This is a genomic window from Streptomyces sp. NPDC047853 (genome assembly GCF_043204535.1).
Taxonomy (GTDB): Bacteria; Actinomycetota; Actinomycetes; order Streptomycetales; family Streptomycetaceae; genus Streptomyces.
In genome coordinates this window covers 50,003-74,917 of record NZ_JBIDCI010000016.1, presented here as the reverse complement: position 1 = coordinate 74,917, position 24,915 = coordinate 50,003, and the positions used below count along the sequence as shown (strand labels likewise).

General features: G+C 72.8%; 21 protein-coding genes. 13 read left to right on the top strand and 8 right to left on the bottom strand.

The genetic code is table 11. The annotated features are described in order from the left end of the window. Window positions 1–19 precede the first annotated feature (19 nt). The gene (locus ACGF5T_RS26905; protein WP_366767453.1) at window positions 20–679 is read right to left on the bottom strand and encodes a hypothetical protein; all 660 of its coding nucleotides are present in this window, start codon (window positions 677–679) and stop codon (window positions 20–22) included. 231 nt (window positions 680–910) lie between these two features. Between ACGF5T_RS26905 and ACGF5T_RS26900 the strand changes: the two genes are divergently transcribed. Further along, window positions 911–1,567, top strand: a complete 657-nt coding sequence (locus ACGF5T_RS26900; RefSeq protein ID WP_356610892.1) for a helix-turn-helix transcriptional regulator — start codon at window positions 911–913, stop codon at window positions 1,565–1,567. A 93-nt stretch (window positions 1,568–1,660) separates the two neighbouring features. Continuing rightward, on the top strand, window positions 1,661–1,897 hold the full coding sequence (locus tag ACGF5T_RS26895; protein ID WP_356610894.1) for a hypothetical protein: 237 nt from the start codon (window positions 1,661–1,663) through the stop codon (window positions 1,895–1,897). A gap of 28 nt (window positions 1,898–1,925) precedes the next feature. Here the strand turns inward: ACGF5T_RS26895 and ACGF5T_RS26890 are convergent, their stop codons facing one another. Both ACGF5T_RS26890 and ACGF5T_RS26885 read right to left on the bottom strand, forming a co-directional pair. Beyond that, window positions 1,926–2,606: a 4'-phosphopantetheinyl transferase superfamily protein gene (locus ACGF5T_RS26890; protein WP_356610896.1), complete on the bottom strand. Its 681-nt coding sequence runs from the start codon at window positions 2,604–2,606 to the stop codon at window positions 1,926–1,928. After that, on the bottom strand, window positions 2,603–3,472 hold the full coding sequence (locus tag ACGF5T_RS26885) for a metallophosphoesterase (protein ID WP_366767452.1): 870 nt from the start codon (window positions 3,470–3,472) through the stop codon (window positions 2,603–2,605). Before ACGF5T_RS26885 ends, ACGF5T_RS26890 begins: the two co-directional genes overlap by 4 nt. 290 nt (window positions 3,473–3,762) lie before the next feature. Here ACGF5T_RS26885 and ACGF5T_RS26880 point away from each other — a divergent pair, with 290 nt between their 5' ends. Beyond that, entirely contained in the window at window positions 3,763–5,067 is a 1,305-nt protein-coding gene (locus tag ACGF5T_RS26880) for an ATP-grasp domain-containing protein (RefSeq protein ID WP_366767451.1), read from the top strand. 68 nt (window positions 5,068–5,135) lie between these two features. On the opposite strand, the gene ACGF5T_RS26875 is transcribed toward ACGF5T_RS26880, so the two are convergent. Both ACGF5T_RS26875 and ACGF5T_RS26870 read right to left on the bottom strand, forming a co-directional pair. Beyond that, window positions 5,136–6,473, bottom strand: coding sequence for a 6-phospho-beta-glucosidase (locus tag ACGF5T_RS26875; protein WP_366767450.1), 1,338 nt, complete (start codon window positions 6,471–6,473; stop codon window positions 5,136–5,138). A gap of 110 nt (window positions 6,474–6,583) precedes the next feature. Further along, on the bottom strand, window positions 6,584–7,519 hold the full coding sequence (locus ACGF5T_RS26870) for an AraC family transcriptional regulator (protein WP_356610903.1): 936 nt from the start codon (window positions 7,517–7,519) through the stop codon (window positions 6,584–6,586). A gap of 157 nt (window positions 7,520–7,676) precedes the next feature. Here ACGF5T_RS26870 and tkt point away from each other — a divergent pair, with 157 nt between their 5' ends. The 7 genes from tkt (at window position 7,677) to ACGF5T_RS26835 (ending at window position 17,745) form a co-directional block, all read left to right on the top strand. Continuing rightward, the gene (gene tkt / locus ACGF5T_RS26865; RefSeq protein ID WP_356610905.1) at window positions 7,677–9,761 is read left to right on the top strand and encodes a transketolase; all 2,085 of its coding nucleotides are present in this window, start codon (window positions 7,677–7,679) and stop codon (window positions 9,759–9,761) included. Between the two features lie 86 nt (window positions 9,762–9,847). Then, window positions 9,848–10,993: a transaldolase gene (gene tal / locus ACGF5T_RS26860; RefSeq protein WP_356610907.1), complete on the top strand. Its 1,146-nt coding sequence runs from the start codon at window positions 9,848–9,850 to the stop codon at window positions 10,991–10,993. Next, window positions 10,990–12,768 carry a glucose-6-phosphate dehydrogenase gene (zwf, locus tag ACGF5T_RS26855; protein ID WP_356610909.1) on the top strand — a complete coding sequence of 593 codons (1,779 nt, stop codon included), beginning with the start codon at window positions 10,990–10,992 and terminating at the stop codon, window positions 12,766–12,768. The genes tal and zwf overlap by 4 nt, the downstream gene beginning before the upstream one ends. Beyond that, window positions 12,765–13,700: a glucose-6-phosphate dehydrogenase assembly protein OpcA gene (gene opcA / locus ACGF5T_RS26850; RefSeq protein ID WP_356610911.1), complete on the top strand. Its 936-nt coding sequence runs from the start codon at window positions 12,765–12,767 to the stop codon at window positions 13,698–13,700. Before zwf ends, opcA begins: the two co-directional genes overlap by 4 nt. Further along, complete coding sequence (gene pgi, locus ACGF5T_RS26845) at window positions 13,693–15,345, top strand: glucose-6-phosphate isomerase (protein ID WP_356610913.1); 1,653 nt, start codon at window positions 13,693–13,695, stop codon at window positions 15,343–15,345. Before opcA ends, pgi begins: the two co-directional genes overlap by 8 nt. Before the next feature lies 1 nt (window position 15,346). Continuing rightward, on the top strand, window positions 15,347–16,228 hold the full coding sequence (gene gnd / locus ACGF5T_RS26840; RefSeq protein ID WP_356610915.1) for a phosphogluconate dehydrogenase (NAD(+)-dependent, decarboxylating): 882 nt from the start codon (window positions 15,347–15,349) through the stop codon (window positions 16,226–16,228). Window positions 16,229–16,284: 56 nt separating this feature from the next. Beyond that, window positions 16,285–17,745 (top strand): membrane-associated oxidoreductase, encoded by a 1,461-nt coding sequence (locus tag ACGF5T_RS26835; protein ID WP_366767449.1) that lies wholly within the window; start codon window positions 16,285–16,287, stop codon window positions 17,743–17,745. On the opposite strand, the gene ACGF5T_RS26830 is transcribed toward ACGF5T_RS26835, so the two are convergent. Together ACGF5T_RS26830 and ACGF5T_RS26825 are read right to left on the bottom strand one after the other, a co-directional pair. After that, window positions 17,732–19,582, bottom strand: a complete 1,851-nt coding sequence (locus ACGF5T_RS26830) for a TIM barrel protein (protein ID WP_366767448.1) — start codon at window positions 19,580–19,582, stop codon at window positions 17,732–17,734. The genes ACGF5T_RS26835 and ACGF5T_RS26830 overlap by 14 nt on opposite strands. Before the next feature lie 4 nt (window positions 19,583–19,586). Continuing rightward, entirely contained in the window at window positions 19,587–20,486 is a 900-nt protein-coding gene (locus tag ACGF5T_RS26825; protein WP_361018209.1) for a shikimate dehydrogenase, read from the bottom strand. Window positions 20,487–20,642: 156 nt separating this feature from the next. On the opposite strand from ACGF5T_RS26825, the gene ACGF5T_RS26820 reads away from it, so the two are divergent. From ACGF5T_RS26820 to ACGF5T_RS26810, 3 genes are all read left to right on the top strand, one after another. Continuing rightward, window positions 20,643–21,308, top strand: coding sequence for a TetR/AcrR family transcriptional regulator (locus tag ACGF5T_RS26820; RefSeq protein WP_063483628.1), 666 nt, complete (start codon window positions 20,643–20,645; stop codon window positions 21,306–21,308). A 163-nt stretch (window positions 21,309–21,471) separates the two neighbouring features. Beyond that, complete coding sequence (locus ACGF5T_RS26815) at window positions 21,472–22,830, top strand: MFS transporter (RefSeq protein ID WP_356610923.1); 1,359 nt, start codon at window positions 21,472–21,474, stop codon at window positions 22,828–22,830. Window positions 22,831–22,949: 119 nt separating this feature from the next. Next, window positions 22,950–24,179 (top strand): serine hydrolase domain-containing protein, encoded by a 1,230-nt coding sequence (locus tag ACGF5T_RS26810; RefSeq protein ID WP_356610978.1) that lies wholly within the window; start codon window positions 22,950–22,952, stop codon window positions 24,177–24,179. 46 nt (window positions 24,180–24,225) lie between these two features. On the opposite strand, the gene ribA is transcribed toward ACGF5T_RS26810, so the two are convergent. Next, window positions 24,226–24,885 (bottom strand): GTP cyclohydrolase II, encoded by a 660-nt coding sequence (gene ribA, locus ACGF5T_RS26805; protein WP_366767447.1) that lies wholly within the window; start codon window positions 24,883–24,885, stop codon window positions 24,226–24,228. Window positions 24,886–24,915 lie beyond the last annotated feature (30 nt).

Here is a 24,915-nt window from a genome sequence, read left to right as displayed (position 1 = left end):
CCGCGGGGGTCGCCCGGTGTCACTCGGAGGCGGGTACCACCCTCAGCCGGGCGGTGCCGCGACGGGGCCGCGCGGGCCGGGGCGGCGTACGGCGCGGCTCGCGCAGGACCAGCGTCAGGCGGGTGTAGCCCAGCTCCTCCAGCACCCTCGGGGCCTCCATCACGACCCGGCACTCGGTGGCGCCCCAGCGCGGGTCGGGGTGGTGCAACGGCCGGACCGCGCCGTCGTGTTCGACGGCCTCGGCGCCGACGGCGCGCATCCAGTGGGGCAGGCCCTGGCGGTAGGCGGCCTCCATGATCGGGTCCTGGGCGATGTCGCGGCGGACGGCCTGCAGCCCGGGATCGTGGCCGTACCGCTCCAGGGTGGCGGCGAAGTGGGCGAGCATGGGCAGGCACCAGCTCGACTCGTGCTCCCCGAGGACCCCGGACGCGTCCGGGTGGAAGAGGACGAACCGGAGGAAGTTGTCGCCCGGCATGGCCGTCGGGTGCGGGCCGGCCCCGCGGAAGAGTGTCCGGAAGGCGCTGTTGGTCAGGACCACGTCCCAGCGGTGGTCGACGACGAGGGACGGGAAGGCGACGGCCTCCAGGAGCGCGGTGTAGTCCTGGAGATACGCCTGGGCGTCGGGGGACGCGGGACCGGGCCGCGGCGCCGGCCGCTGCCCTCCTGCCTGAAATGCCATCGGGAGGTCACCCCTCTTGCCTATGCGGCCTTCTCGCGGCGTCCCGATCCTGGTGCCCCGGTGCAAGGCGTGTCAACTATCGTGGCATTTCGTGCCTGTTGACGGCTGAAATAGGCCACAGTTGTGGCGAGACCTGGATGTGAGTTCGAGCGGCAGGCTACTCTCCGGGAGTTCACGGCAACCGCTTGTGCAAAGCCTGTGAGGCCTGTGAGAGACGTAGGAGAGCTGTCGGTGACGGGTGGCTTCGAGGGTCCGGGTGCCATGCCGACGGCGGCGCTGTCCGCCGTCGTCGCCCGCGTCGCCGACCTCGCGGACCGGCTCGGCGTACCGCACGCCGAGGTCTTCGACGTCGGCCGGCTGTCCGCCGCCTCCGGCGTCCCCGAGTCCGTGGCGGGCGCGCTGCTCGGCGGCCGCCCGGCCGGCGAACCCGACGTGCAGGCCCGGTTCGTGCAGCGCCTGGACCTGCTGCGCCGTACCCGGCTGAAGCCGAACGGCCGCAAGTACACCCAGCAGGAGATCGCCGACGGCGCCGGCATGTCCCGGCAGCAGGCGGGCGCCCTCATCAACGGCGACCGGCGGCCCACCATGGAGCACTGCGACGCCATCCAGCGCTTCTTCCGGGTGCACGCCGGGTTCCTCACCGCCGAGGACCCCGAGGCGCTCGCGAGCGCCCTGCAGCGCACCGAGCAGGAGCTGTTGCAGCAGCTCGCCGACCGGGAGCGGCAGGCGGCCGCGGTCGACGACGACCCCCTGGAGCGGCTGCTGCAGGACCACGGCGTGCGCGGCATCGCCTGGCGGGCCGCGCAACTCCCCACCGACCAGCACCGCGACAAGGTCGCCGAGTGGCTGGACATGCTCCTGGAGAGCGTCAAGCGACCGGAGTCCTGAGCGGGATTGTCAGTGGTGGGCGGCAAGCTGGACGTGTGCCACCGCCGTGCGGGGGCGCGTGACCGCTGACGTCGTTGTGGGGAGAGCCGACCGATGACCACCGCCGTACTGACCGACCACGAGCGCACGGCCGTTCAGGCCTACCTGCGGCTCCTGCACACCGTGCGGGCCGGCTTCGACACCGCGGCGGGCCCGGCGGACGCCCCGCGCCCACCCGTCGTCCCGCCCTCCGTGCTGGCCGAGGCGGAGCGGGCGCTGGAGGCCGCCGGACTGACGGGGAACGAGGAGGCGTTCTTCCGGCTCCTGCGCGACTGGTGCCCACGACCGTGACCCGCCGCCCGGGCCCGGGCGGCGGGGTTCAGGCGTGCGGGACCGTGACCGCCGTGGCGACCAGGCCGTGCCGGGCGGTCCAGCGGCCGTCGAAGTGGCCGAGGCGCCGGCCGCCCACGAGGGGCCCGGGCACCAGGAGGGCGGCGCGCAGGGTGCCCCGGCGCGGATCCACCGGGTCCACGGAGATCTCGATGTCGGCCTCCATGAAGTCCAGCCACTGCCCGGTCAGGGGGAACCACGCCTTGTAGACCGACTCCTTGGCGCTGAAGAGGAGCCGGTCCCAGTGGAGGCCGGGCCGTTCCCGGGCCAGCCGGCGCAGCCGCTCCGCCTCGACGGGCAGGGACACCCCGGGCAGGACGCCGTCCGGCAGCGGCCCGTCGGGCTCGGCGTCGATACCGACGGAGGCCAGGTCGGTGGCGCGGACCAGGGCGGCGGCGCAGTAGCCGTCGCAGTGGGTCATGCTGCCGACCAGCCCGGACGGCCACTGCGGCGCGCCGCGTTCGCCGTGGAGCACGGGCTGGGCCGGCACGCCGAGCTTCTCCATGGCCCGGCGTGCGCAGGACCGCACCGCGGTGAACTCCCGGCGGCGTTTGTCGACCGCCCGGGCCACGAGCGCCGCCTCCTCCGGGTAGAGGGGCAGGTGCCCGGCGTCGTCCCGCCCGTGGGCCTCCACGGTGACCACGGTGGCGGGCAGCAGGTCCTCGATCACCGGGCGGTCTCCTCTCGCGGCGGCGACGGCAGGATGCGGCGCAGCTGTCCGGGCTGCCCGGTCCGCCTGCGCCACTCGCGGGGGTAGCCCACCGACACCTCCTCGAAGCGGACGCCCTCGTGCCAGGTGGTCCGCGGGATGTGCAGGTGTCCGTAGACCATGGTGTCGACCCGGAACCTGCGGTGCCAGTCGGCGGTCAGGCGGGTGCCGCACCACATGACGAACTCCGGGTACCACAGGACGTCGGTGGGGTGGCGGTCCAGCGGGTAGTGGTTGACGAGGATCGTCGGCAGCCCGCCCGGGAGCGCGGCGAGCCTGCGCTCGGTCTCCGCTACCCGCGCCCGGCACCAGGCCTCGCGGCTCGGGTACGGGTCGGGGTGGAGAAGGTACTCGTCGTTGCACACGACGCCGGTGCCGTGGGCGTACGCCAGCCCCTCGTCCTTGGTCGCGCATCCGGTGGGCAGGAACGAGTAGTCGTAGAGCAGGAACAGCGGTGCCACGACCGCAGGACCGCCGGCGCCCTCCCAGACCGGGTACGGGTCCTCGGGCGTCGTCACGCCCAGCTCGCGGCACATCTCGACGAGGTGCTCGTAGCGGGCGACGCCGCGCAGGGTGACGGAGTCCTTGGGGTGCGTCCAGAGTTCGTGGTTCCCCGGGGTCCAGATCACCCGGCGGAAGCGGTCCGCGAGGGTGCCGAGGGCCCAGCGGACGTCGGCCACGGTCTCCGCCACGTCGCCGGCCACCAGGAGCCAGTCGTCGTCGGATTCCGGGCGCATCTTCTCGACCAGTGCGCGGTTCTCCTCGTAGCCGATGTGCAGGTCGCTGATGGCCCACAGCTGTCCCGGACCATCGTCCGTCGCCGTCATCCCCGCCCCTTCCGGACGCGCGTTCGAGGTCACGAGATCACGAGATCACATCCCGGACCCGCTCACAAGGGCGGCTCGCCCCGTCGGACCAGCGGGCGCGCATGCCCTCGAGGAGCGCGGACGCGTGCGTGTGACGCGCTTTGCGCTCCCGGGCACCGGACCCCCTATGATCGCCCCGACACCACCGCCACGATTCTCCCTCCGCGCAGGGCGGCTTGGTGTCCCTCCATCCCCCCTTGGCCGGGCACGGCCGGCTTCGCCCTGCCCGCGACCCGCGAAAGGCGGCCTGCATGGTTTCTCCCGTACGCGTCTGGCTCAACCGCACGTACGCGGAGAACGTCTTCTTCATGGATCAGCTGCGGAGAAATCCCGCCGACCGGGCCGTCGAGATCCACGCCACGCACGGCGACCCGGACTCCCCCGTCCTGGCCGCCGCCGACACGGCCGAGCTGGAGCCCGAGGGCCTGTCCCCGGCCGGATACGTCGAGTACGCCCTGGACCAGTGCGCGCGCCGGGGCATCCACGTGTTCGTGCCCCGGCTGCACCAGGCGGCGCTCGTGGCCCACCGTGCCGAGTTCGAGGCGGCCGGTACGGCGTTGCTGGCGCCGCCCCCGGAGGCGGTGGCCGTGTTCCAGGACAAGGTGGTCGCCTACGAGGCCGTACGGGCGGTCGGCGTGCCGGTCCCACCCTGGTGGCGGGTCCGCACGGCCGACGAACTCGTGGCCGTGGTGGAGGAGTTGGAGGGGCGAGGCCACCGGGCGTGTTTCAAACCGGCGTCCGGCGCGGGCGGCGTGGGCTTCCGGATGGTCACCCGCGCCCCGTTCTCCCTCGCCCACCTGAACGGCTTCCCGAGCCCGGAGGTGCCGCTGCCGCTGGTCGTCGAGGCGCTGCGGGCGGCCGAGGAGCCGGTGGACTGGCTGGTGATGCCGCGGCTGGAGCAGCCGGAGGTCTCCGTGGACTGCCTCACCGGGCCCGACGACCGGGTGCGGCTGGCCGTGGGCCGCACCAAGAACGGCCGCCGCCGGGGGTTCACGCTCCACGAGCGGTGGCTGGGACCGGCCCGGCTCATCGCCGAGACGTTCGGGCTGCACCACCTGTCCAACGTGCAGTTCCGGATGTTCGGCGACCGGCCCGTCCTGATGGACGTCAACACCCGCCCGGCCGGCGGGCTGCACCAGCTGGCGCTGTGCGGCGTCAACGCGCCCTGGGCGGCGGTCCGGCTGGCCCTCGGCGACGATCCGGGCGAACTGACCCCGCCGTTCCTGGGGCAGGACTACGCGGTGGTGTCCGGGCCGCGCTCGCTGCGACCGGTGCCCCTCCCCCACCAGCGCACGGAACCGCCCGGCGGACCGGCCCCGACCACCGGGGCGGTATCGGCGTCCGCGTCGCCGTCCCCGTCGCCGTCCGCGAGCGCATCGGCTCAGGCTTCGGCTCCCTCTCCTGCTCCGGCTGCGGCGCCAGCCCTTGCTCCGGCTCCCTCCCCCGCTCCGGCCTCGGCTCCCGCTTCCGCCGGTCGTCCGGCGGCCGTGGCGCCGGTCGCCGGCCCGGTGGGCGCCCCGGCACCGGACCACCCGGCCGCGGGCGCCCCCGCGTAGGCGAGCCGCACGGCGGGCGCAGCCGCCCCGTGGGACGGACGGGTCGCGCCCGTCGCGCGGGGCCGCTCCTACCCGAGGTACGCCAGCCCGGGATGGACCGCCGTGTAGCCGTCGACGAGGCGGCGGGCGACGTCGACCGAGTCGACCAGGGGATGCAGGGCGAAGGCACGTACCGCCGCCGTGCGGGAACCGGTCTCGGCCGCCGTCATGACCTCGCGTTCGACCGCCTTGACCGAGCAGACCAGCCCGGTGGCGTGAGCGGGCAGCGGGTCGACGGCCACCGGGTGCGCGCCGTTGGCGTCGACCAGGCACGGGACCTCGATCACGGCGTCGGCGTCGAGCACCGACAGGGTGCCGCGATTGCGGACGTTGAGGATGAGGGTGGTGCGCTCGTCGCGGGCCACGGCCCGCATCAGCGCCAGCGCCACCCTCTCGTAACCGCCGGACAGGTCGTCCGCCTCGCGCTCGCCCGCGCCCGCCGTCTCCCGGTTCTCGGCCATGTAGGTGGCCTCGCGTTCGGCGCGGGTGCGGTCCCAGGTGGCGAGCGCCGGGGCGTCGGCCCGGCGCATCTCGTCGTAGAAGGCGGCCTGCTGGTCGCGCAGGAAGGCGCCCCGGGTGCGGGACGCCTCCCGGTAGGCGCGGACGGTCTCCCGGTTGAAGTAGTAGTAGTGCAGGTACTCGTTGGGGATCGCGCCGAGGGAGCGCAGCCACTCGGCGCCGAAGAGCCGGCCCTCCTCGAACGATCCGAGCAGCGCCGGGTCGGCGAGCAGCCGCGGCAGTTCGTCGCGGCCGGCGACGCGCAGACCGCGCACCCAGCCGAGGTGGTTGAGGCCGACGTAGTCGACGTAGGCCCGCCGCGGGTCGGCGCCCAGCACGCGGGCGACGCGGCGGCCGAGACCGACCGGCGAGTCGCAGATGCCGATGACGCGGTCGCCGAGGTGACGGGCCATGGCCTCGGTGACCAGACCGGCCGGGTTGGTGAAGTTGATGACCCAGGCGTCCGGCGCCAGCCGGGCCACCCGGCGCGCGATGTCGACGGCGACGGGAACGGTCCGCAGCCCGTAGGCGATGCCGCCCGCGCCGACCGTCTCCTGCCCGAGCACGCCCTCGGCGAGCGCCACCCGTTCGTCCTCGGCGCGGCCTTCGAGGCCGCCGACGCGGATCGCCGAGAACACGAAGTCGGCGCCGCGCAGCGCCTCGTCCAGGTCGGTCGTGGCGGTCACCTCGGGCGCGTCGGCCACCCCGGCCGCCTGTTCGGCCAGCACCCTGGTGACCGCCGACAGGCGTGCCGCGTCGAGGTCGTGCAGCACGACGTGCGTCACGCGTCCCTCGGCACGGTCCCCGAGGAGGGCGCCGTACACGAGCGGCACCCGGAAACCGCCGCCGCCCAGAATCGTCAGCCTCACGCCCGCACCCTTCCCTCACCGGCCGCACTTCCGCCTGGCGCCGATCATGGCACGCCGGGCGGTACGGCACACCGACCGCCGGCGCCCGCACCCCGGCGGTTGACGGCGCTTCAGCGCAGCTCGGCCCGGAACCCCGCCGGCGTCTGGTCCGTGTGCTGGTGGAAGAACTTGGAGAAGTTCGCCGCGTCCGGGAAACCGACCGCCGCGCCGATCCGGCCGATGGGCATGTCGGTGTGGGCGAGGAGGCGCTTGGCCTCCAGGACGACCCGCTTGTCGATGAACCCCTTGGGCGTCTCTCCGGTGGCGGCGCGTACCGCGCGGACGAGGGTGCGGCGGGAGTAACCGAGCGCGTCGGCGTAGGCGCTGACGCTGTGGTTGGTGGCGAAGCCCCGCTCGACCGCGTCCCGGAAGAGGGTGAAGGTGGTGTCGTTCGGCACGTCCCCGAGGCCCTCGCGCGCCGCCTGGGCGGAGCTGACCGCGAGATGGGCGAGGCGCAGCAGGAACGCGGAGAGCGTGTGGCGCAGTACCGCGGTGTGCAGGCTGAGGGGCAGGGTGGTGGCGTCCTCGTACTCCCGGTGCAGCTGGTCCAGCGCGGCCGTCAGTCCGGCGAGCCGCGCCTCGTCGGGGTGGAGCAGGGGCGGCAGGTCGTAGCGGTAGAGGCCGGTGGCCTGCACCGTGGCGCGGGGCAGGAAGCCGGGCTGCATGGTCAGCACCGTTCCGCGGTACTCGCTGTCGGGCGAGAAGCGGTGGACCTGTCCGGGCCGGATCCACAGCAGGTCGCCGGCCGTCGCCTCGTACTCGGCGAAGTCGATCATGTGACGGACCGGGCCGCCGGTGAAGAGCATGACGACGTGGAAGTCGATGCGGTGCACACGGTGCAGTGGGGCGTGCGCGTGCCAGGTGCGGCCGGCGCCCATGGGACCGACCTGCACACCGACGCCGAGGAGGCTGAGATCGACCGGGAAGGGGAAGGTATCGATCCCGTCGCCTCCGCCGATGCCGCCGCCGTCGCCACCGTCGCCGTATTGGATGCTTTCGTCCGCCATGTCCTTCTCGTGCCGTCCCACCCGTGCGCCCGGTCGCGCGGGCGTGTCCCAGTTTCACCACAGGCTGGCACACGACGACCTTCACTCACAAAAGTCAGACTTTTAAGTTTGAACACGTCAGACCGGCAACTTCGCTCCGATCGAGGATTTCTTGAAGATGAGCACGCACACAGTGGACAGCGCGGACCGCTTCGAATGGACCGAACTCGACCGGCGTGCCGTCGACACCGCCCGTGTCCTCGCGGCCGACGCCGTGCAGAAGGTCGGCAACGGGCATCCGGGGACGGCGATGGCCCTGGCCCCGGCCGCGTACACGCTCTTTCAGAAGGTGATGCGACACGATCCGGCCGATCCGGAGTGGACCGGCCGTGACCGCTTCGTCCTCTCCCCCGGCCACACCTCGCTGACCCTCTACACGCAGCTCCACCTCGCCGGGTACGAGCTGGAACTCGACGATCTGAAGGCCTTCCGTACCCACGGCTCCAAGACGCCCGGCCACCCCGAGTACGGGCACACCGCGGGCGTGGAGACCACCACCGGGCCGCTGGGCCAGGGCGTCGCCAACGCGGTGGGCATGGCGATGGCCGCCCGGTACGAGCGGGGCCTGTTCGACCCGGAGACCCCCACGGGCGAGTCCCCCTTCGACCACACCGTCTGGGCGATCGTCTCCGACGGCGACCTCCAGGAGGGCGTCTCCGCGGAGGCGTCGTCGCTCGCCGGTCACCAGCGGCTCGGCAACCTCGTCCTCCTCTACGACGACAACCACATCTCCATCGAGGGCGACACCGCGACCGCCTTCTCCGAGGACGTGCTGAAGCGGTACGAGGCCTACGGCTGGCACGTGCGGCGCATCGAGCCCGCCGAGAACGGCGACGTCGACCCGCACGCCCTGTACGCGGCGCTGACCGCGGCCAGGGCGGAGACCGGCCGGCCCTCCATCATCGCCATGCGCACGATCATCGCCTGGCCCGCCCCGAACGCGCGGAACACCGAGGCCTCCCACGGCTCGGCCCTCGGCGAGGACGAGGTCGCCGCCACCAAGCGCGTCCTCGGCTTCGACCCGGACCGGAGCTTCGAGGTGGCGGACGAGGTCCTCGCCCACACCCGCCGGGCCCTGGACCGGGGCGCCGAGGCGCACGCCGCCTGGGACAAGCGGATCGACAAGTGGCGGGGCGCCCAGCCGCGGCGCGCCGAACTCTTCGACCGGGTGGTGGCCGGCCGGCTGCCCGAGGGCTGGGCGGACGCGCTGCCGGTGTTCGAGACGGGCAAGGCGCTCGCCACCCGCGCCGCCTCCGGCAAGGTCCTCCAGGCACTCGGTCCGGTGCTGCCCGAGCTGTGGGGCGGCTCGGCCGACCTGGCCGGTTCGAACAACACCACGATCGACAGCGCCGGCTCCTTCCTCCCCGAGGGCAACCCGCTGCCGACGGCCGACCCCTATGGCCGCACCGTCCACTTCGGCGTCCGCGAGTTCTCGATGGCGGCGGAGATGAACGGCATCGCGCTGCACGGCAACACCCGCGTCTACGGCGGCACCTTCCTGGTCTTCTCCGACTACATGCGCAACGCCGTGCGGATGTCCGCGCTGATGCAGCTGCCGGTGACGTACGTCTGGACGCACGACTCCATCGGCCTCGGCGAGGACGGCCCGACCCACCAGCCCGTCGAACACCTCGCCTCGCTGCGCGCCGTCCCGGGCCTGAACGTGGTCCGCCCGGCCGACGCCAACGAGACCGCGACCGCCTGGGCCGAGATCCTCCGGCGCCACTCGACCCGGCCGGCCCCGCACGGCCTCGTCCTCACCCGCCAGGGCGTGCCGACCTACGAGCCGAACCCCGACGCGGCCAGGGGCGGGTACGTCCTGGCGGACGCCTCCACCGGCGCCCCGCACGTCGTCCTGATCGCCACCGGCTCCGAGGTGCGGCTCGCCGTGGCGGCCCGGGAGGCGCTGGAGGCCGAGGGGACCGCCACCCGGGTGGTGTCGATGCCGTCCGTGGAGTGGTTCGAGGAGCAGCCGCGCGCGTACCGCGAGAGCGTGCTGCCGCCGTCCGTGCGGGCCCGGGTGGCCGTGGAGGCCGGTATCGGCCTGACCTGGCACCGGTTCGTCGGGGACGCGGGACGCATCGTCTCCCTGGAGCACTTCGGCGCCTCCGCCGACGCCGAGACCCTGTTCACCGAGTTCGGCTTCACCGCCGGGCACGTCGTCGCCGCCGCCAGGGAGTCCCTGGCCGCCGTCCGCGGCTGATCCGGCCGGATCGCACCGGACCGCGTCCGACCGCACCGGCCGGGCCGGCCGCGGGAAGAACCCACGAGGAACCGCAGAAAGAGAAGATGATCACTGTGACCGAAGCGACCGCGACCGCGGGAGCACTGCGACGCCTGTCCGAGGCGGGCGTCTCCGTATGGCTGGACGACCTGTCGCGGCGGCGGATCGAGTCCGGCAACCTCACCGAGCTGATCGCGACGAGGAACGTCGTCGGCGTCACCACCAATCCCTCGATCTTCCAGGCCGCGATCGGCTCCGGAGAGGGTTACGAGGAGCAGCTCGCCGACCTCGCGACCCGGGGCGTCACCGTCGACGAGGCGGTCCGCATGATGACGACCGCCGACGTCCGCGCCGCCGCCGACGTGCTGCGCGAGGTGTACGACGCCACCGGCGGCCGGGACGGCCGGGTCTCCATCGAGGTCGACCCGCGGCTCGCCCACGACACGCGGGCCACCATCGCCGAGGCCCGTCAGCTGGCGTGGCTGGTGGACCGCCCCAACGTGATGATCAAGATCCCGGCGACGAAGGCCGGTCTCCCGGCGATCACCGAGGTCATCGGCGCCGGCATCAGCGTCAACGTCACGCTGATCTTCTCCCTGGAGCGCTACCGCGAGGTCATGGACGCCTATCTCGCCGGCCTGGAGAAGGCCCGGGCGGCCGGGCTCGGCCTGGCGGACATCCACTCCGTCGCCTCCTTCTTCGTCTCCCGCGTCGACAGCGAGATCGACAAGCGGCTGTCCCTGCTGGGCACGGACGAGGCCCTCGCCCTGCGGGGCAAGGCGGCCCTGGCCAACGCACGGCTGGCCTACGAGGCGTACGAGGAGGTCTTCGCCGGCGACCGCTTCACCGCCCTCGCCGGCGCCGGCGCCCACCCCCAGCGCCCCCTGTGGGCGTCGACCGGGGTGAAGGACCCGGCATTCCGGGACACCCTGTACGTGGAGGAGCTGGTCGCTCCCGGCACCGTGAACACGATGCCGGAGGCCACCCTGGACGCCGCCGCGGATCACGGCGACGTCCGGGGCGACACGGTCACCGGTGGTTATGCCCAGGCCCGGGCGGACCTGGAGGCCGTGGAGCGGCTCGGTATCGCGTACGACGAGGTGGTGCAGCAGCTGGAGCAGGAAGGCGTGGCCAAGTTCGAGGCGGCCTGGCAGGACCTGCTCGACGCCGTGACGAAGTCCCTCGACAGCAAGGGAGTTGACGGGGAATGAGCGAGGACCTTCCCGCTACGACGGTCCACGAGACCAAGGCGACGAAGGAGGCCAAGGAGGCCGAGGCCGCGCAGGAGGCCGCGGGGCCGCTGCACGCCGAGGAGGCCGAACAGGCCGCGGCCGCCGGGGCACCGAAGGCGGCGAGGACGGGCAGGCCCGCCCGGGCCGCCAAGAAGGCCGGGGCGGCCCGTGCCGCCGAGGACGCGAAGCAGGAGAGCGCGGCCGGGCGGACCGTGGCGCCCGCGGCACCGCTCGACTGGAGCAACCCGCTGCGCGATCCCCAGGACCGCCGCCTCCCCCGGATCGCCGGCCCGTCCGGGCTGGTCATCTTCGGCGTCACCGGCGACCTGTCCCGCCGCAAGCTGATGCCGGCCGTGTACGACCTGGCCAACCGCGGTCTGCTGCCGCCGGGCTTCTCCCTGGTCGGCTTCGCGCGCCGGGACTGGGAGGACCAGGACTTCGCGCAGGTCGTGCACGACGCCGTCAAGGAGCACGCGCGCACGCCGTTCCGCGAGGAGGTCTGGCAGCAGCTGGCCGAGGGCATGCGCTTCATCCCGGGCGACTTCGACGACGACGACGCGTTCGAACAACTGCGCGCGGCCGTGGAGGAGCTGGACGCCTCCCGCGGGACCAGCGGCAACTACGCCTTCTACCTCTCGGTGCCGCCGAAGTTCTTCCCCAAGGTCGTCCAGCAGCTCAAGAAGCACGGGCTGACCGACGCCCCCGAGGGCTCCTGGCGCCGCGCGGTCATCGAGAAGCCGTTCGGGCACGACCTGGACAGCGCCCGCGACCTGAACGCGCTGGTGCACGAGGTGTTCGACCCGGAGCAGGTCTTCCGCATCGACCACTACCTGGGCAAGGAGACCGTCCAGAACATCCTGGCGCTGCGCTTCGCCAACCAGATGTACGAGCCGATCTGGAACCGGTCCTACGTGGACCACGTGCAGATCACCATGGCCGAGGACATCGGCATCGGCGGCCGGGCCGGCTACTACGACGGCATCGGCGCCGCCCGCGACGTCATCCAGAACCACCTGCTCCAGCTGATGGCCCTCACCGCCATGGAGGAGCCCGCCTCCTTCGACGCCCCCTCGCTGCTCACCGAGAAGCTGAAGGTGCTGAAGGCGGTACGGCTGCCGGACGACCTCGGCGAGCACACGGTGCGCGGGCAGTACGCGGGCGGCTGGCAGGGCGGCGCGCAGGTGCCCGGCTACCTGGAGGAGGAGGGCATCGACCCGGCCTCCACGACCGACACCTACGCCGCGATCAAGCTGGGCATCGACAACCGCCGCTGGGCGGGCGTCCCCTTCTACCTGCGCACCGGCAAGCGGCTGGGCCGCCGGGTCACCGAGATCGCGGTGGTCTTCCAGCGGGCCCCGCACTCCCCCTTCGACTCCACCGCCACGGAGGAGCTGGGCGAGAACGCCATCGTCATCCGCGTCCAGCCGGACGAGGGCATGACGGTGCGGTTCGGCTCGAAGGTGCCCGGCACCTCGATGGAGATCCGGGACGTGTCGATGGACTTCGCGTACGGCGAGTCCTTCACGGAGTCCAGCCCGGAGGCGTACGAACGGCTGATCCTGGACGTCCTCCTGGGCGACGCCAACCTCTTCCCCCGCCACCAGGAGGTGGAGGAGTCCTGGCGCATCCTGGACCCGATCGAGGAGTACTGGGCCACGCACGAGCGGCCCGCGCAGTACGCCTCCGGCGGCTGGGGACCGCGGGAAGCCGACGAGATGCTCGCACGAGACGGACGGAGCTGGCGCAGGCCATGAGGATCGACCTGACCGACACCACGGCAAGCAAGATCAACAAGGCGCTGGTGCAGGGCCGCCGGGCCATCGGCACGCCGGCCGTGGGCATGGTCCTGACGATGGTGATCGTCACGGACGAGGAGAACGCCTACGACGCCATCAAGGCGGCCGAGGAGGCCTCGCACGAGCACCCCTCGCGCACCCTGGTCGTCATCAAGCGGCACGCCCGCAACCTGCGCGACCGCACCCGCTCGCACCTCGACGCCGAGGTCCGGGTGGGCTCCGAGGCCGGCACCGGCGAGACGGTCGTGCTGCGCATGTACGGCGAGGTGTCCGAGCACGCCGACTCCGTCGTGCTGCCGCTGCTGCTGCCGGACGCCCCGGTCGTCGTGTGGTGGCCGGTGGAGGCGCCGGACGACCCGGCGAAGGACCCGCTGGGGGCGCTGGCCCAGCGCCGGATCACCGACCTCTACGCGGTCGAGCGGCCGATGGAGGTCCTGGAGCGGCGGGTCCGCACCTACGCGCCCGGCGACACCGACCTCGCCTGGACCCGGCTGACGCTGTGGCGCTCCATGCTGGCCGCCGCGCTCGACCAGGCCCGGGTGCCGGTGACCTCGGCCACCGTGGAGGCCGAGGCCGACAACCCGGCGGCCGAGCTGCTGGCCCGCTGGCTGGAGGCCCGGCTGGACGTGCGGGTCGACCGGGTGGTCACCGACGGTCCGGTCGTCACGGCCGTCCGCCTGGGCACCGCGAACGGCGAGATCCTCATCGACCGGCCGGAGGGCCCGCTCGCCACGATGACCCTGCCCGACCAGCCCCCGCGGTCCCTCGCGCTGAAGGTCCGCTCCACCTCCGAACTCATCGCCGAGGAGCTCAGGCGCCTCGACGCCGACGAGATGTACGCCATCGCCCTGCGCGGCGCGGCCGGCAAGGAGACCCCTGTCCATGTCTGACACCCCCAAGCTCGACCGGCGCCCCGAGTGGACCGCGCTGGCGGACCACCGCAAGGACGCGCTGCCGCGGCCGGACCTGCGCGAGCTGTTCGCCGACGACCCCGGGCGCGCCGAGCGGTACGTCGTGCGCGTCGGCGACCTGCGCATCGACTACTCCAAGAACCTGGTCACCGACGACACGCTGGCCCTGCTGCGGGAACTCGCCGAGGCCACGGGCGTGGCCGAGCTGCGGGACGCCATGTTCCGCGGTGAGCGGATCAACATCACCGAGGACCGGGCGGTGCTGCACACCGCGCTGCGGGCGCCCCGGGACGCGGTGATCGAGGTCGACGGCGAGAACGTCGTACCGAAGGTGCACGCCGTACTGGACAAGATGGCCGCCTTCGCGGACCGGGTCCGCTCCGGCGAGTGGACCGGCCACACCGGCAAGCGCATCCGCAACGTCGTCAACATCGGCATCGGCGGCTCGGACCTCGGTCCGGCGATGGCGTACGAGGCGCTGCGGGCCTTCACCGACCGCTCGCTCACCTTCCGGTTCGTGTCCAACGTGGACGGCGCCGACCTGCACGAGGCGGTCCGGGACCTGGACCCGGCCGAGACGCTGTTCATCGTGGCGTCCAAGACCTTCACCACGATCGAGACGATCACGAACGCGACCTCGGCGCGCTCCTGGCTGCTGGCGGGGCTGGACGGCGACGAGAAGGCGGTCGCCCGGCACTTCGTGGCCCTGTCGACCAACGAGGAGAAGGTCGCCGGCTTCGGCATCGACACGGCCAACATGTTCGAGTTCTGGGACTGGGTCGGCGGCCGCTACTCGTACGACTCGGCGATCGGGCTCTCCCTCATGATCGCCATCGGCCCGGACCGCTTCCGGGAGATGCTCGACGGCTTCCGCATCGTCGACGAGCACTTCCAGAACGCCGAGGCACCCGTCAACGCACCGCTGATCCTGGGCCTGCTGGGCGTCTGGTACGGCAACTTCATGGACGCCCAGTCGCACGCGGTGCTGCCGTACAGCCACTACCTGTCGAAGTTCACCGCCTACCTCCAGCAGCTGGACATGGAGTCCAACGGCAAGTCGGTGGACCGCGAGGGACGCCCCGTCGAGTGGCAGACCGGCCCGGTGGTGTGGGGCACGCCCGGCACCAACGGCCAGCACGCCTACTACCAGCTGATCCACCAGGGCACCAAGCTGATCCCGGCCGACCTGATCGGCTTCGCCCGGCCGGTGGCCGAGCTGAGCGACGAGCTGAAGGCCCAGCACGACCTGCTGATGGCCAACCTGTTCGCCCAGGGGCAGGCGCTGGCCTTCGGCAAGACCGCCGAGGAGGTCCGCGCGGAGGGCGTGCCCGAGGAGCAGGTGCCGCACCGCACCTTCCGGGGCAACCACCCCACGACCACCGTGCTGGCCGCCGAGCTGACCCCCTCCGTCCTCGGCCAGCTGATCGCGCTGTACGAGCACAAGGTGTTCGTGCAGGGCGCGGTCTGGAACATCGACTCCTTCGACCAGTGGGGCGTCGAACTGGGCAAGGTGCTGGCCAAGCGCGTCGAGCCGGCCCTCACCGAGGGCGCGGACGTGCCCGGCCTCGACCCCTCCACGGCCGCGCTGGTGGCCGCCTACCGTGAACTGAAGGAAGGGCACTGACATGCAGATCGGTCTTGTTGGTCTCGGCAAGATGGGCGGCAACATGCGCGAGCGCCTGCGCAACGCCGGCCACACCGTCGTCGGGTACGACACCAATCCGGAGAGGGCCGACGTCACCAGCCTGGTCGACCTGGTCGAGCAGTTGGAGCGGCCGCGCGCGGTCTGGGTGATGGTGCCGGCCGGCGCCGCCACCCAGGGCGTCATCGACCAGCTGGCGAACCTGCTCCGGCACGGCGACACCGTCATCGACGGCGGCAACTCCCGCTGGACGGACGACGAGAAGCACGCCGAGGAGCTGGCCAAGCGCGGCATCAACTTCGTCGACGCCGGCGTCTCGGGCGGTGTGTGGGGCCTGAAGAACGGCTACGCCCTGATGGTCGGCGGTGAGAAGGAGGTCGTCGACGACCTCAAGCCGATCTTCGACGCGCTCAAGCCCGACGGCCCCTACGGCTACGTCCACGCCGGCAAGGTCGGCGCGGGGCACTTCTCCAAGATGGTCCACAACGGCATCGAGTACGCCATGATGCAGGCCTACGCCGAGGGCTGGGAGCTGCTGGAGAAGGTCGACTCCGTGGACAACGTCCGCGAGGTCTTCCGCTCCTGGCAGGAGGGCACGGTGATCCGCTCCTGGCTGCTGGACCTGGCCGTCAACGCCCTCGACGAGGACCACCACCTGGACCAGCTGCGCGGTTACGCGGAGGACTCCGGTGAGGGCCGCTGGACCGTGGAGGCGGCCATCGACAACGCGGTGCCGCTGCCCGCGATCACGGCGTCGCTGTTCGCCCGGTTCGCCTCCCGGCAGGACGACTCGCCGCAGATGAAGATGATCGCCGCGCTGCGCAACCAGTTCGGCGGGCACGCCGTGGAGGCCGCCCAGAAGTAGACCGCCTCGAAAGCGCGTTGACGTGATCGGCCGGTTCGGGTCAGAGTCCCTCCCTGATGGAGATCAACGACCTGACACCGGCCGAAGCGCGCGTCTGGCGGGCGTTCGCCACCGGCACCCACGTGGACTTCCGCACGGCGGACGACGAGGACCCGGCGGGCGGCGGCTCCTGGGGGCCGGAACGGACCGTGCGCGCGGGCGTGCTGAGGGCGCTGCTCCTGGACGGCCCCCGGCAGGAGGGCGAGGTGGCCGCCCTCAGCCTGGCCGGGGCGCGCGTCACCGGCAGCCTGGAGTTGCAGTACGCGACGGTCGAGCACCCCGTGCGGCTGCGGCACTGCCACTTCGAGGAGACGCCCCGGCTGTACGCGGCGCGGCTGCGCGAGGTGAACCTGAGCGAGTCGGCGCTGCCCGGTCTGATCGCGCACGCGGTCCGGGTGGAGGGCGTGCTGCGGCTGACCCGCGCCCGGTTCTCCGGGATGGTGCGGCTCGGCGGCGCGGAGGTCACCGGGAGCCTGTACCTGGAGAGCACGGACCTCCACGCACCGGACACCGAGGGGCCGGTGCTCCAGCTGAACCAGGCGGTGCTGGGCGCCGACCTGTGGGCGCCGGGACTGCGCGCCCGCGGCGAGGTGCGGCTGACCGGCGCTCGGGTGGCCGGGACGGTCAACCTCGCCGACGCGGTCCTCGACCGGCCCGACGGCACCGCCCTGCACGCCGAGACGCTCGCTGCCGAGGCCGACGTGCTGCTGCGGCAGGCCGAGGTCCGGGGCCGGCTGGAGTTCCGGGGCGCTCGGATACCCGGCCGGCTGGACCTGTCGATGGCGCGCCTGTCGCATCCCGGGGGCACCGCGCTGCGCGCGAGCAGTACCGTGATCGGCGAGCTGTGGCTGCGCCAGTGCCCGAAGGTGGAGGGCACCCTGAACCTGCGCCGCGCCCAGGTGGACGTGCTGTTCGTGGAACCCGAGGCGGTACCGGACTGGGTGCAGCTGAACGACCTCGCCTACACCTCGCTCATCCCGCACGAGCCCGCCGAACGGCGGCTGCCCATGCTGGAGCTGGGCGAGAGCTACCTGCCCTTCACCTACGAGCAGTTGACCGCCGCGTACCGCCGGATCGGCGACGACGACGCGGCCCGGCGGGTGCAGCTGGCCAAGCAGCGGCGGCGCCGGCGCACGCTGCCCTGGTACGGCCGCCTGTGGGGACACCTCCAGGACGTCACCGTCGGGTACGGCTTCCGGCCGCTGCGGGCGGGCGGCTGGCTGCTGTCGCTGCTCGCGATCGGCTCGGTGGCGTACGGCCTGGACCATCCGGCGCCGCTGAAGCCGGCCGAGGCACCCGAATTCGACCCGGTCTTCTACACCCTGGACCTGCTGCTGCCGGTGATCTCCTTCGGCCAGGAGAACGCGTTCGCCCCCGAGGGCGGGCACCAGACGCTGGCGTACCTCCTGATCATCACGGGCTGGATCCTGGCCACGACGGTGATCACCGGTCTGACCCGCACCGTCAGCCGCCAGTGAAGCCCCGCACCGCGTGCTGCGCGGCCAGTCGGACCGGGGCGCCCACCGCCCCGTAGCCGCGGTAGCCGCCGTCCCGCTGGACGAGTTCGAAGAAGACGCGTCCGACGGTGTGCGTGTAGCAGTGCCGGAAGGTGCCGTGCGCGTCGCGGTCGTAGAGGATGCCCAGTTCCCGGTAGGTCTCCAGCTCCCCGTCGGCGAACTCGTAGCGGGCGGCGAGGTCGTCGTGGTAGTTGGCGGGGATCGGCAGCAGCTGGCCTCCGGCGGCGCGGAAGCGGCGGGCGGCGACCACCACGTCGTCGGTGGCCAGGGCGATGTGCTGGGCGTGCGCGGTGTCGTCGGTGGGGGCCGCGCCGACGGTCAGCACGATGCGGACGGCGCCGTCCTCGGTGGTGACGGCGCGGGAGCGCAGCAGTCCGTAGGGGTCGGCGACGTCCACGCTCTCCTGCGGGCGCAGACCGAGCACGCTACGGTGGAACAGGGTCGCCTCGTCGAACTGGTGCCAGGGCTGGGCGAGGGAGAGGTGGTCGACGCGCCAGGCCGCGCCGTCCTCGGCGTCCTCGCTGTCCCAGGCGTCCTCGCCGGTGTCCTCGAAGTCGGCCCGCCAGTCGGGCTGCCGGTCGGGCTGCCGGGTGGCCTGCCGGTCGGGCGGTCCGGGGCGCTCCGTGGCGCAGAAGAACAGCTCCGTGCCGTCGGGCGCGGCGACGGCCTCCAGCGGGGCGTCCCCGGGGGCGCGGCGGCGGGGCAGGACCGGAGCCAGCAGCGCCTCGGCGCGGCGGGCGGCCCCGGCGGGGTCGGGCGACTGAAGGCCGACGGCGGCGAGCCGGGTGCCGTCACGGCGTTCGCCCGGTCCGGTATGGACCAGGACGCGGGCCTCGCCCCGCTGCCACAGGTCCACGGGTTTCCCGCGGTGCCGGGCGGTCCTGGCGAAGCCCAGCGCGCCGAGCACGGCCGTGACCGGTGCGGCGTCCGGGGTGACCAGCTCGGCGAAGGCGATCCCGGTGGGCGGGGAGGACGGGGGCGGCGTGGCGAGGCCGACGGTCTCCTGGAGCGTCAGCAGCGAGCGCCGGGCGTCCACGGCCGTGGAGCCGGCCTCGGACTGCCGGAAGACGTCGTTGAAGACCTCCAGGGAGAGCGGGCCGTCGTACCCGGCGCGCAGGACGTGCCGCACCAGCCCCGCGACGTCGAAGCCGCCCTGGCCCGGGAAGCAGCGGTAGTGGCGGCTCCACTGGAGCACGTCCATCGCGAGCAGCGGGGCGTCGGCGAGCTGGAGGAAGAAGATCTTCTCCCCCGGAATGTCCTCGATGCCCTTGGGGTCGCTGCCGCGCGAGAGGATGTGGAAACTGTCCAGGCAGGTGCCGAGCGCCGGGTGCCCGGCCGCCTCGACGACACGCCAGGCGTGGTCGTACGTGCTGATGTGCCGGCCCCAGGCGAGCGCCTCGTAGGCGACGCGGACGCCGTGCTCCTCGGCCAGGCCGGCCAGTCGGCTCAGCTGCTCGGCGGCGAGGGCGTCGTCGTCGAGCGCGTGCGGGGAGACGCTGGAGCAGACCAGGACGGTGTCCGCGCCGAGCCTGCGCATCAGCTCGAACTTGTGCCGGGCGCGGCGCAGGGCGCGGGCGAACTCCGCCTCGGGCAGCGCCTCGATGTCCCGCATGGGCTGGTAGAGGTCGATGGTGAGGCCGAGGTCGGCGCAGCGGGCGCTGACCTCCTCGGGGGTGAGCGGGCTGGCCAGCAGGTCGTTCTCGAAGATCTCCACGCCGTCGAAGCCGGCCAGGGAGGCGGCGGTGAGCTTCTCGGTGAGGGACCCGCTGAGGGAAACGGTGGCGATGGACGTCCGCACGTGGCTACCTCTTTCCACTGCTTGCCTGCTGCGGGGCCCCGAGGGTGCCCGCCAGGTCGGTGATGTCGGCGAGCATCCGCACGGCGTCGGGTTCCCGCCCGGTGAACAGCCGGAACGCGTCGGCCGCCTGGAAGACGGCCATGCCGCCGCCGTCGAGGGTGGCGCAGCCCAGCGCGCGGGCGGTGCGCAGCAGCTCGGTCTCCAGCGGGCGGTAGACGACCTCGGCGACCCACAGCGCGGGGTGCAACAGCTCGGCGGGCAGGGGCAGCCCCGGGTGGGCGGCCATGCCGGTGGGGGTGGCGTGCACGATGCCGTCGGCGGTGGTCGACAGCCCCGGCAGCGCGTCCGGCGTGGCGTGGGCGGCGCGGCCGTCCCCGAAGTGCCGGTTCAGCGAGGCGGCGAGGGCGGCGGCCCGTTCCGGCACCGCGTCGACGACGGTGACCCGTGCGGCGCCCAGGGTGAGCGTGGCGTGGGCGACGGCGGCCCCCGCGCCGCCCGCCCCGAGCTGCACGATCCGCTCCAGCGGGGCGTCGGGCAGTCCCCGGGCGAAGGACGCGGCGAAACCCGTGACGTCGGTGTTGTGGCCGGTGGCCCGGCCGGTGTCGTCGAAGACGACGGTGTTGACCGCGCCGAGTGCCTCCGCCTGGGGGGCGAGGGCGTCCAGGTGCTCGATGACCAGCTGCTTGCAGGGGTGGGTGATGTTCAGACCGTCGAAGCCCAGGTCGCGGGCCGCGCGAACCAGGTCGCCCACCGCCTCCGGCGGGACACCGAGGGCGTCGATGTCGATCAGCCGGTACAGGTAGCGCAGGCCCTGCCGGTCGGCCTCCCGCTCGTGCAGGGCCGGGCTGAGCGAGGGACCGATGCCGGAGCCGATCAGCCCGACGAGATACGAGTCCTTGGACACCGGGGACCTCCTGAGCGGCTCGGATCTCCACCCGAGCGCAATGTACGAACCAGTACGTTAGTCATAGCAGGAGGGCGGGGCGTCTGGGAAGCGGGAGGCTTCTAGAATCACCGGCACACCCCACCGCACCCGTCGCCCCGCAGCCGAAGGATCCCGATGACCAGCGTCGACGAACCGGCACGATCCGGCGCGCGCACCCGCGACGCCGCCCGCACCCAGGCCGAGATCCTCGACGTGGCCACGCGGGAGTTCGCCCGGGCCGGCTACGACGGCGCCCGCGTGGACGAGATCGCCGCCCGCACCCGCACCACGAAGCGGATGATCTACTACTACTTCGGCGGCAAGGAGCAGTTGTTCACGGCCGTGCTGGAGCGGGCGTACAGCGTGATCCGGGAGGCCGAGCAGCGGCTCGACGTCGAGCACCTGGACCCGGTGGCGGCCATCCGGCGCCTCGCGGAGGTCACCTTCGACCACCACGAGCGGCATCCCGACTTCATCCGCCTGGTCAGCATCGAGAACATCCACGACGCCGAGCACATCGCCTCCTCCGAGATGCTCGCCAGCATCGGCTCCCCGGCGCTCGACGTGATCCGCCGCATCCTGGAGGAGGGACAGCGGTCCGGCCTGTTCACGGCCGACGTGGACGCCGTCGACCTGCACGCCATGATCAGCTCCTTCTGCTTCTTCCGGGTCGCCAACCGGCACACCTTCGGTGCGCTGTTCGGCCGCGACCTGGTGGACCCGGCGCAGCGCGAGCACTACCGCGCCATGCTGGGCGACATGGTGATCGCCTACCTCACGGCGGAGCGCGCCGCGCACTGACCGCGCGGGGCGGCGGGACGACGGCACCCCTTGACACGCGGGAAACGTGCGCGCAACATCCCTTCCCAACCGCGACTAACTACCCAGTGGGTTAATTAGCCGATCGGCACTTCTCCCCTCCGCTCACTCCGCCTACCGTGGAGTCCCCCGAAGGAGCAACGCCGTGTCCGTCCCCGCCCCCGCGTCCCAGGGCGCCGCCCCGCCCGGCCAGCCGAAGAAGGCCGCGACCGCCGCCTGGATCGGCAGCGCCCTGGAGTACTACGACTTCTTCATCTACGGCAGTGCCGCCGCGCTGATCTTCCCCGAGATCTTCTTCGACGAGTCCGACCCGGCCACCGCGACCCTGCTGTCGCTGGCCACCTTCGGTGTCGCCTACGCGGCCCGCCCGGTCGGCGCGTTCTTCCTCGGTCACATCGGCGACCGCATGGGCCGCAAGAAGATCATGGTGTTCACGCTGGTCCTGATGGGCGTCTCGACGTTCCTCATCGGCTGTCTGCCCACCCGCGACCAGGTCGGCACGCTGGCTCCGGTCCTGCTGGTGGCCTGCCGCGTGCTGCAGGGCATCTCGGCGGCGGGCGAACAGGCCAGCGCCAACTCGATGACCCTGGAGCACGCGCCACCGCGCCGACGGGGCTTCTTCACCAGTTTCACCCTCAGCGGCACCCAGGGCGGGCAACTGCTCGCCACCCTGGTGTTCCTGCCCGTGGCCGCGCTCCCCGAGGAGCAGTTGCTGTCCTGGGGCTGGCGCGTGCCGTTCTGGCTGAGCGTCCTGGTCGCCGTCGTCGGCTTCGTCATCCGCCGCAAGCTCGACGAGACGCCGGCCTTCGCACAGCAGGCCGCCACGGAGGGGGTCGAGAAGATGCCGCTCGTGGTGCTGGCGCGCGACCACTGGGCGGACGTGCTGCGGGTGGTCGGGGGCGCGCTCGTCGCCTCGGTCAGCACGATCTTCACGGTCTGGGCACTGGCGTACGCCACCAGCGACTCGGTCGGCATGTCCCGTACCGCCATGCTGTGGGTGGGTGCCCTCGCCAACGTCGTCGCGCTCGCCGCGATCCCGCTGTGGGCGACGCTGTCCGACCGGATCGGCAGGCGCCCGGTGTTCCTGGTCGGCGCGGTCGGCAGCGCGGTGACGATGTTCCTGTACCTGTGGGCGATCTCGTCCGGGTCCTACCCGCTGACGTTCCTGACCGGCATCCTCGCCTTCGGCGTCGTCTACAGCGCGGCGAACGGCGTGTGGCCCGCGTTCTACGGCGAGATGTTCTCCACCCGGGTCCGGCTGTCCGGGGTGGCGATCGGTACGCAGATCGGCTTCGCGGTGGCCGGCTTCGCGGTGACCTTCGCCGCGCGGATCGCCGGGCCGGACGGTGACGACTGGCTCGCGGTGGCGCTGTTCACGGCGGCGCTGTGCGTCCCGCCGGTGATCGCCGCGCTCACGGCCCGCGAGACGCACGCGGTGCCGACGGAGGAGCTGGGCGAGCGCGCCCGGCGGGACACGGCCCGGCCGGAGACGGTGACGGCCTGACCGGATCCCCTCCCGCCCTCGGGGCGCGCAGCGGCGAAATGCGCCGTCCCGAGGTCTGAAGGCGCTCGCGCGGGGTAGGCCGCACGCACCTCGACGAACGACCAAGGAGGGCGATGGCGATGGCACCGCTGCGGCAGGAGGTCGACGCCGGCGAGGCCGGGCTGGACACCGGGGCGCTGGACCGGCTCGACGGACACTTCGCCCGGGAGGTCGACGAGGGGCGGCTGCCGGGGTTCCTGGTGGCCCTCGCCCGCGGCGGACGCGTGGCCCATCTGACCGTGCACGGCCGGCGTGACCTCGCGGCCGGACTGCCCGTGACCGCCGACACCCTGTGGCGGATCTACTCCATGACCAAGCCGGTGACGTCCGTGGCCGCGCTGATGCTGGTGGAGGAGGGCCGGCTGACGCTCGACGACCCGGTGGCCCGGTACCTGCCGTCCTTCGCCGAGCCCCGCGTGTACGTGGCAGGGGCCGCGGACGAGGTCGTCACCCGGCCGGCCGCCGGACCGGTCCTGGTCCGGCATCTGATGACCCACACCGCCGGGCTGACCTTCGGCTTCTACCACGCCCACCCGGTCGACGCGCTGTACCGCGCGGCGGGTCTGGAGTCGTCGGTGCGGCCCGGCGCGGACCTGGCCGGGACGGTCGACCTGTACGCGAGTCTGCCCCTGCAGTTCGAGCCGGGCACCCAGTGGAACTACTCGGTGGCCAGCAACGTGCTGGGGCGGCTCGTGGAGGTGGTGTCCGGGCAGCCGCTCGACGTGTTCCTCGCCGAACGGCTCCTCGGGCCGCTCGGCATGACGGACACCGGCTTCCACGTCACCGACGAACAGGCCGGCCGGCTGGCCGAGCTGTACGGGGAGACGGACGGCGGCGGCATCGCCCCGGTCCCCGGGCTGCCGGTGCGGGGCAGGCCGCGGTTCCTGTCGGGCAGCGGCGGCCTGGTCTCCTCCGCGCACGACGTGCACCGCTTCACGGAGCTGCTGCGGCGCCGGGGCGAACTCGACGGCGTGCGCCTGCTCACCCCCGCCACGGTGGACCTCATGACCCGCAACCACCTGCCCGGCGGCGCCGACCTGCGCGCCGTCGGGAGCCGCCCCGCGCACGACGAGCCGGGCAACGACGGGGTCGGCTTCGGCCTCGGCGTCTCGGTGGTGATCGACCCGAGCCGTACGCAGGCGCCCTCCGGGCTCGGCACGTACGGCTGGAGCGGGGTGGCGACCACCACCTTCTGGGTCGACCCGGGGCGTGATCTGACGGTGCAGTTCATGACCCAGGTGCGGCCCAGGTCCTCGCACACGGTCTTCCGGGACCTCAAGCGGCTCGTCCACGAGGCCGTGACGGACTGACCCGGACCGACCCTGGCGGGGCCGGCCGGTGTCCGCCCGGCCCCGTTCAGGACAGGTGCGCCACCGCGTCCAGGTGGGGCAGGACGTGGTCCATGCGCTCCCGCTTGGTGCGCAGGTAGGTGATGTTGCTCTCGCAAGGCGGTATCAGCAGCGGGACCTGCTCGGCGACCTGGATGCCGTGCCGCACCAACGCCTCGCGTTTGCGCGGGTTGTTGGACATCAGCCGCACCGAACGCACTCCGAGGTCCTCCAGGATGCGGGCGGCCACCCCGTAGTCGCGGGCGTCCACCGGCAGCCCCAGGGCGAGGTTCGCCTCCACCGTGTCCAGGCCCTCCGCCTGCAACGCCATCGCGCGCAGTTTGGCGAGCAGTCCGATGCCGCGCCCCTCGTGTCCGCGCAGATAGACGACGACCCCGCTGCCGGCGGCGGCCACCGCCGACAGCGCGGAGGCGAGTTGGTCGCCGCACTCGCAGTGCCGGGACCCGAAGGCGTCGCCCGTCAGGCACTCGGAGTGCAGCCGGGTGAGCACGCCCTCGGCCCCCGGATCGCCGTGGACCAGGGCCACTTGCTCTTCCCCGCGCTCGTGGTCGACATACCCGAACGCCCGGAATTCCCCGTACACGGTGGGCAGCGGAGTCACCACCACCCGTTCCACGTCCGTGCGCTGCGATGCTTTCTTGCCGAGTACACCAATTTTTTCTGTCATGATTCTCGCGTTCCTCAACAGATGGCTCAA

Bases quoted from the DNA above. Each gene is read 5' to 3' on its own strand.
- ACGF5T_RS26905 (WP_366767453.1), bottom strand. From the start codon at position 679: ATGGCATTTCAGGCAGGAGGGCAGCGGCCGGCGCCGCGGCCCGGTCCC.
- ACGF5T_RS26895 (WP_356610894.1), top strand. From the start codon at position 1,661: ATGACCACCGCCGTACTGACCGACCACGAGCGCACGGCCGTTCAGGCC.
- ACGF5T_RS26885 (WP_366767452.1), bottom strand. From the start codon at position 3,472: ATGACGGCGACGGACGATGGTCCGGGACAGCTGTGGGCCATCAGCGAC.
- ACGF5T_RS26880 (WP_366767451.1), top strand. From the start codon at position 3,763: ATGGTTTCTCCCGTACGCGTCTGGCTCAACCGCACGTACGCGGAGAAC.
- ACGF5T_RS26870 (WP_356610903.1), bottom strand. From the start codon at position 7,519: ATGGCGGACGAAAGCATCCAATACGGCGACGGTGGCGACGGCGGCGGC.
- tkt (WP_356610905.1), top strand. From the start codon at position 7,677: ATGAGCACGCACACAGTGGACAGCGCGGACCGCTTCGAATGGACCGAA.
- tal (WP_356610907.1), top strand. From the start codon at position 9,848: ATGATCACTGTGACCGAAGCGACCGCGACCGCGGGAGCACTGCGACGC.
- zwf (WP_356610909.1), top strand. From the start codon at position 10,990: ATGAGCGAGGACCTTCCCGCTACGACGGTCCACGAGACCAAGGCGACG.
- opcA (WP_356610911.1), top strand. From the start codon at position 12,765: ATGAGGATCGACCTGACCGACACCACGGCAAGCAAGATCAACAAGGCG.
- pgi (WP_356610913.1), top strand. From the start codon at position 13,693: ATGTCTGACACCCCCAAGCTCGACCGGCGCCCCGAGTGGACCGCGCTG.
- gnd (WP_356610915.1), top strand. From the start codon at position 15,347: ATGCAGATCGGTCTTGTTGGTCTCGGCAAGATGGGCGGCAACATGCGC.
- ACGF5T_RS26835 (WP_366767449.1), top strand. From the start codon at position 16,285: ATGGAGATCAACGACCTGACACCGGCCGAAGCGCGCGTCTGGCGGGCG.
- ACGF5T_RS26820 (WP_063483628.1), top strand. From the start codon at position 20,643: ATGACCAGCGTCGACGAACCGGCACGATCCGGCGCGCGCACCCGCGAC.
- ACGF5T_RS26810 (WP_356610978.1), top strand. From the start codon at position 22,950: ATGGCACCGCTGCGGCAGGAGGTCGACGCCGGCGAGGCCGGGCTGGAC.
- ribA (WP_366767447.1), bottom strand. From the start codon at position 24,885: ATGACAGAAAAAATTGGTGTACTCGGCAAGAAAGCATCGCAGCGCACG.